General features: G+C 49.0%; 6 protein-coding genes. 4 read left to right on the top strand and 2 right to left on the bottom strand.

The features are described from left to right. Positions 1-264 precede the first annotated feature (264 nt). The 4 genes from IKQ95_00535 to IKQ95_00550 are packed head-to-tail and all read left to right on the top strand — an operon-like array spanning position 265 to position 5038. Complete coding sequence (locus tag IKQ95_00535) at positions 265-3093, top strand: class I SAM-dependent DNA methyltransferase (protein MBR4195180.1); 2829 nt, start codon at positions 265-267, stop codon at positions 3091-3093. A gap of 10 nt (positions 3094-3103) precedes the next feature. Further along, complete coding sequence (locus tag IKQ95_00540) at positions 3104-3418, top strand: hypothetical protein (protein ID MBR4195181.1); 315 nt, start codon at positions 3104-3106, stop codon at positions 3416-3418. Further along, the gene (locus tag IKQ95_00545; protein ID MBR4195182.1) at positions 3375-3671 is read left to right on the top strand and encodes a type II toxin-antitoxin system YafQ family toxin; all 297 of its coding nucleotides are present in this window, start codon (positions 3375-3377) and stop codon (positions 3669-3671) included. The genes IKQ95_00540 and IKQ95_00545 overlap by 44 nt, the downstream gene beginning before the upstream one ends. A gap of 50 nt (positions 3672-3721) precedes the next feature. Next, the gene (locus IKQ95_00550; protein MBR4195183.1) at positions 3722-5038 is read left to right on the top strand and encodes a hypothetical protein; all 1317 of its coding nucleotides are present in this window, start codon (positions 3722-3724) and stop codon (positions 5036-5038) included. A 59-nt stretch (positions 5039-5097) separates the two neighbouring features. On the opposite strand, the gene IKQ95_00555 is transcribed toward IKQ95_00550, so the two are convergent. Beyond that, positions 5098-6456, bottom strand: coding sequence for an MATE family efflux transporter (locus IKQ95_00555; GenBank protein ID MBR4195184.1), 1359 nt, complete (start codon positions 6454-6456; stop codon positions 5098-5100). Between the two features lie 349 nt (positions 6457-6805). Further along, entirely contained in the window at positions 6806-7087 is a 282-nt protein-coding gene (locus IKQ95_00560; GenBank protein MBR4195185.1) for a hypothetical protein, read from the bottom strand. Positions 7088-7138 lie beyond the last annotated feature (51 nt).

A 7138-nucleotide genomic window follows, 5' to 3' on the forward strand; every position in this document is an offset into this window, starting at 1 on the left:
CTGTTTAATCACAAGCCGCAGTGCTACAGATTAGGATTTACGTCCGTAGGTGCCTATATATTCGCAGGCAACGTAGCTTACGCTAAGGCTAGTCAGTCAAGGCTTTTACAAGCCTCCGGCTTTAGCCGTGAGGTTACTGACATATATTTTTATCGGATTTTTACATTATACATAAAGTGTCAAATTTTTACACATTAGTATCGAAATTTTACAGCGTGATAGAATGCAGGCAAAATCCCATTCACACACGGAGGAATCTCAATCATGCCGGACAACTTTCAGCAGGCCGAGACTAACGAGAAAAGCCACACCCAAAAATTTTGGCGCAGGTTAATATTCGACGTTTTCAGAATCGTAAATCAGGATGACTATATAGAGTTCGAGAAAAGAGTCCTCGTAGGCAGGCCGAAATTCATTGACGCTTATATTCCCTCAACAGGAATCGTCATCGAGCAGAAATCCCCCGGCATCGACCTCTCATTACCCGAAAGACAGTCGGACGGCTCATATCTCACTCCCTACGAGCAGGCTAAACGCTATTATGACTGGCTCCCAGTCTCGCAGAAAGGCCGCTACATTCTCACCTGCAACTTTCACGAGATTCACATTCACGACATGGAAGCACCTTCAGCACCGCCCGTTATCATTTCACGCGACAAAGTTTCACCCGGCAATCTCGGATTCCTTCTCACGCCCGGCGAGACTCTTCACCGCGATGTGCGAATCTCCGTTGAGGCAGGGCAGCACGTCAGAAAACTCTATGATTATCTCCTCGACTCACTCGACAGAATCGCAGAAGAGAATCATTACGACAAAAAACAATACGACAAGGCACGCGATGAGATTAACGTCTTCTGCGTCAGACTCGTTTTCCTGCTTTACGCTGAGGACTCCGGGCTGTTCCGCAAGTCTCAATTCACAGACTATTTCAGGAAGGGCGCAAACGTAGCACAGTCAGCACTCAAAGATTTATTCACCGTCCTCAAAACGAAAATACACGAACGAGACCCGTTTTTATCCGCAGACCTCAAAGAATTTCCCTACGTAAACGGCGGACTCTTTCATGATGATGTCAAATTCCCTCAGCTTGATGACAAGGCAAAACGCATTATCCTTCACGACATGGCCGGGTTCGACTGGTCGCCAATCAACCCGACAATTTTCGGCGCAATCTTTGAGGCAACACTCAATGACGAAACACGAAAGCAGGAAGGCATACACTACACATCATCAGCAAACATTCACAAGCTCATTGACCCGCTTTTTCTTGACGGCCTCACAGAGACTCTCAGCACGATTCTTGATGAGCCTGAGTCGCCCGAAAGGACTCAAAAACTGCTCGCGTTTCAGGAAAAATTATCCGCTCTGAGATTCTTAGACCCCGCGTGCGGTTCAGGGAATTTCCTCACAGAGTCCTTCACGTCATTGCGACGACTCGAAAACAGCATACTTGACGCGCTACCAGTAACAGAAAAACGCGCCGTAAAAGTCGAAATTACACAGTTTCACGGAATAGAGGCGATTAATTTCGCAGTCAACATCGCAAAGACAGCCCTATGGATTAGCGATCATCAGATGTGGAAAGAGACTCAGGAGATTACGCACTCGAACGACTCGCCCCTTCCCCTGAAAGAATATGACGGAATAGAGGAAGGCGACGCGCTGAAGTCTGAAGCTCTCATCACAGGATGGAATGTTCATCATGAAGATATGCTCTACATTATGGGCAATCCTCCGTTTGTGGGAAGGGCAAAACAGACTCAGCCTCAGCAGAAAATTGTACGCAAAACTTTCGGCAACGGGAAAATTGATTACGTCTCGTGCTGGTTCGCGGTCGCTTCCGAATATGTCAGGGACAAAAACGTAAAGGCCGCTTTCGTCGCAACAAATTCAATCGTTCAGGGCGAGCAGGTCGGCTATATCTTCAAATATCTCTGCGGAAGATGGCACATAAAAATCGATTTCGCGTATCCGTCTTTCGTGTGGAAAAATGAGCTTCCCGACAAAAGCAAAATGGCTCATGTTCACGTCGTCATTATCGGCTTCAGCACAAACCCGCCGGAAAAACGCAGGCTCTATTACGACTACACAGACGAGAACGGAGAAATACATACAGCATACAGGGAAGTTGACAACATAAATTTCTACCTTCATGAAGGGCCTGACGAGGATATAGCATTCAGGACAGACACACCGATTTGCGCGAATGCCCCGGCCATGACAGCGGGAAATATGGCAGCAGACGGAGGAAATCTCATCATTGAAGCTGAAGATTACGCAGAGTTTATCAAGAGAGAACCGGAAGCTGCGAAATATATCAAACGTTACATGATGGGCGATGAATTTATCAAGAATAAACCGCGCTGGTGTTTATGGCTTGTGGGTGCGACTCCTGACGAAATAAAGAATATGCCGCTCGTGTACAAAAGGGTGAAGGCTTGCAGGGAATTAAGGCAGAAAAGTTCACAGCCGAGACTCGCAGATATACCGCACCTTTTCAGGGAGCAAATGAATCCCGCGCAGTATGTAGCAATCCCGCAACTGTCATCAGAGAGTCGCAAATATATTCCGATGGGCTTTCTTGATGACTCTGTGATACCTGGTGCAGGCGGACTCATGATTATCCCCGGCGCAACACTGTACCATTTCGGAGTCCTGACTTCCCGCATTCATATGGCGTGGATGAGGAGAGTCTGCGGACGGCTCGAAATGCGTTACAGGTATTCCGGCGAGATGGTGTACAACACATTCCCATGGCCGGTGGCGTTACCCCCCTCCGCTTATGCTCCCTCCTGTAAAGGCTACCCCCCTTCCGCTACGCTCCTTCCCCCCTTGACAGGGGGGACTAAGGGGGGTGAAATTCATGCGCTAATCACAGAGACCGCGCAAGGGATTCTTGATGCCCGGAGGCTGTACCCTAATACGAGTTTCGCGGGGCTGTATGATGACTCACTGATGCCGATTGAGTTACGGCGGGCGCATGAGAGGAATGACCGGGCTGTGTGCCGTGCTTACGGATGGGATGAGGATATCAGCGAGGGGGATATAGTGCGGGAATTGTTCGGGCTGTATCATATGCTGACGAGAAAGTGAGGTGAGAGAAATGGATAACGTAACGGAGAAAAAGAAACAGAGCTACGTATTTGACCGCAAGCTGACGGACGAAGAGATAGAGCAGCTCATCGAGAAATACGACTATGACCCGGATAACTATCCTGATGACGGCGGGCGTATATGGGACGAGTTCGGGAATCCTACGGAGGCTACGATTTGTGCACGGTATGAGGCACTGCACGGAATAACCGAGGGGCCGTTTACGCCTGAAGAGTTCAGCAATTGGCTTGATGAGGTGTGCGCGGAGGCTGATGCAGAGTATGAAGACGAGACACGCGGAACCAACAAGCGGATTCCGGCATGACATTAAGCGCGAAAGAAGGGGAATATACCGTAACCTTCTGACAGGGGACGGCGAACTTGCAAAAGTAGTGAGTATGCTCGAACGCGGTATACCCCTTCCGGCAAAGTACCGGGATCATCCGCTTCATGGTGAGTGGGAAGGCTCGCGGGACTGTCATATACGGCCTGACTTGGTGCTGGTGTATACGCTTGAGGGTGAAGACTTGCTGATACTTGAGAGGCTTGGGAGTCATTCTGAGCTTTTCGGGCTGTGATGGAATATAATTATGACTGTTCCCAAAATTTATTTTCAGGAGATGGAATCATGACATTCTCAAGCATGTTCGGTGATTTGATTGTGCTGTTCTCGTTCCTTCTCGCGGGCTTTGTCGTCCGTGAGATATGCAAGCCTCTTCAGCGTCTCTACATTCCCGCGGCTGTAATAGGCGGAGTCCTCGCGCTGATTATGGGGCCTCAGGTACTCGGATGGGTGGAGATTCCCAAGTCTTTCGGGTCAATGGCGGGAGTGATGATTAATCTTGTTCTGACCTGCACGGTTATCGGCGTTGACATGAAGAAGTCTAAGCTCAATGCGTACCTCGCGCATCTTTGCATAATGGTATCAATTTACGGAATGCAGATGTTTGTAGGTACGTGGCTCGGCTCATTCCTCAATTCAGCATGGCCGGAGCTGCCTTTCGGATGGGGTACTGCTGCGGTGTTCTCGTTCTGGGGCGGCCATGGGACAGCGGCGGGCGCGGGAAAAGTCTGGGCTGACGAGTACGGCGTTCAGGGAATTACGGACATAGGCATGATAATGTCAACAATCGGAGTCCTTGCCTGCATGATTGTGGGAATGGTGATAATCAACTGGGGAGTGAGGCGGGGATATGCGACTCAGGCGACGAATGACTACAAGGCAAATCCGAGCATGTTCGGGGGACTACTGCCGGAAGAGAAGCGGACTCCAATCGGAACGGCGAGAGTCTCAAGCAGCGGGATCGACAATTTCTCGCTCCAGCTCTCAATAGTCCTTGCCTGCATGTTACTGGGAAATAATGTAATGTCGTGGCTGAAAGGAATCATTCCCGCGCTCAAGCCCCTTCCGACTCTCATGAACGGAATACTCGCCGGAATTGTCGTCTGGAACATCATAAAGCGCACAAGCCTGAAGGGTTACGTTGACCGCCGGACGATAAACTCAATATCAGGACTCGGCCTCGAAATAATAATAGTCTCAGCGATGGCGACAATGAACTTGAAGATGGTAACTGACCTTTTCGCCCCGATTCTTATCGTCAGCGCGGTGATAATTGTCGTTACGGCAGTGTTTGCGATTGTGCTGTGCAAATGGTGGCACCGTGATAACTGGTTCGAGAAGTGCTGCGGGTCATTCGGCGCGTCAATGGGTACTGTTCCGACAGGGCTGGCACTGATTCGCTGTGTTGACCCGGACGGGAAAACAGACGCTGCTGACACGTTAGCGATCGGAAATTCTATCTGGGCACCTGTCTACGGGAGTATGCCCGCGCTTGTGCCAATGTTCGCGGTAACAATGGGATTGGCTGTTCCTATATGGTTAGGGTTCGCGCTTATGGTCGTTCCAATTGTGATTGGGATAATATTCTTCCGCCAGAAATAGAGTCAGCAAAAAATTTCCGGGGGGCTGTGTGAAGAATCCGCAGTCCCCTCTTTTTGTGATTACGCGAAAAGTTTGCGCCTCACAGTGTAGTATGCGATCATCGTAGCAGTTCCCGTTATCGTCCATGAAACCGGGTAAACGTCCATCAATAACGCAAAATCTTTCTCCCACGCAAACGCCGTATACACCCATACGATTCGCAGGACACAGCACCCTAGCAGCACAAGCACGGAAGGAAGCATAGAATATCCCATTCCTCTCAAGCATCCTCCGCTGACCTCGTAAATGTTGCACATCCACAGGAACGCCACCGCGTGAATCATTCTGACTTCAGCAAAACGCAGCACTTCAGGATTGACCGTGTAAAGCGATAATATTTCCGTCTTCCACACAGCGCACACGAAACACGCGAATCCCGTCAGCAAAACTCCCGCCGACATTGTGAGATTGAAGACTCTTCTGCACCGTGCGTAATCTCCCGCGCCGTAATTCTGTGAAGTGAATGTTACTGCCGCCTGCGTGAAAGCCGCGACAATGTAATACGTCAGGAAATCGAAATTGAGAGCCGCCGCGCTCCCTGCACTTGCGTATGAGCCGAGGGAATTTATTGCCGTCTGAATAGTCATGTTTGAGATCGAGAATAACGAACCCTGAAGCCCCGCCGGGAGTCCTATCTTCAGGATTTGGGCTACATGCTCACGCTTTAATGACAGGCGCGAAAATCTGAAGCGGTACGGCTCTTCCTCAGTCATAAGGAAATACATAATCATGATTGAGCTTACTGCGTTTGAGATTACTGTTGCGAGTGCCACGCCAACAACGCTGAGTTTCAGGCCGATGACAAAAATCAGGTTGAGTATGACGTTAATCACTCCGCCGAATCCCAGACTCCATAATGGCCGCTTGCTGTCTCCCTTGCTGCGTAAGACCGCCGAGCCGAAATTGTACAGCATTATGAACGGCATTCCGAGGAAGTACACGCGGAAATATACGACTGCCAAATCAATAATATCATCGGGCGTGTTCATGAGAGTCAGAATCGGTTTTGCTACGGCGAGTCCCCATATCAATAAAATTATCCCGCTGATTAGTGCGAGGGATATAGAAGTGTGAACAGAGTCATGAATTTTCCCGGTCTCGTTCCGTCCGATACACCGTGCGACAACGACATTCGCGCCGACAGAGAGTCCCACGAAAATATTTACCATGAGATTTATTGCCGCGCCGTTGCTGCCCACTGCCGCCATCGCCTGAGGTGAGTCGAAACGTCCGACTACTGCGACATCCGCCGAGTTGAAGAGCTGCTGTAGTATCATGCTCGCCGCTAAGGGTAGTGAGAACAATAATATTTTGTCGAGCAGTGAGCCGTGTAACATGTCAATGCTTGTGCTGTGTCTGTGAAGGCGTAACTGTGCCATATAAATTTTCTCCTGAGTTTGTGATTTAGGGGATTATAGCACCGTCATTAAACGCACTGTTATTGTATAATTATCACATCCATAAAATTACAGAAAGGTGTTGACAAAATGAAATTGGCCGCTAAAATTGTCAAGTCAAGTCAAGTCAAGTCAAGTCAAGTCAAGTCAACCTATTGTCTTTTTTCCTGCACAGTAAGTAACGCAGCACTTTCACAGAAAAACGCTTCACGCTCAGGAGGAATCATCTCATGAGCAGAACTGAAAGAATCAAATCCATCATCGCAAGAAGAAAACCCCTCGCAGAAAATATCAACAGCATACGCTCATCAATCGCAAAAATCTCATCAGCCTACGAAAGAATGACTCCGTTGTGCAGCGCAATACTCAATGACGAGTCTATAGTCTCTTTCTTGCCGTATCCGTTCCTTGTGTTGCCCGCTGCGCGTCCTTCGTCTGTGTTATTGAGGTGGAAATCCATCTCGGCGTTAAGGATTCGTTCTAACAGAGCCTTGCTTATCTGAGTGGTGATGCCCTCTTTGCCCCATAAATCGTCTTGAGTTTTGACCCCTACGAGCATGGCATCGAGCAAGTCGTTGCTAATCTTGAGTTTTTCCTGTCTAGCTTCTTCCATTATGCTTACCTCCTGTGTATTTTCCTCTTACACAGTTCATTGTACAGTCTC

The sequence above is a fragment of the Synergistaceae bacterium genome (genome assembly GCA_017540085.1).
In the GTDB taxonomy this organism is placed as follows: domain Bacteria; phylum Synergistota; class Synergistia; order Synergistales; family Aminobacteriaceae; genus JAFUXM01.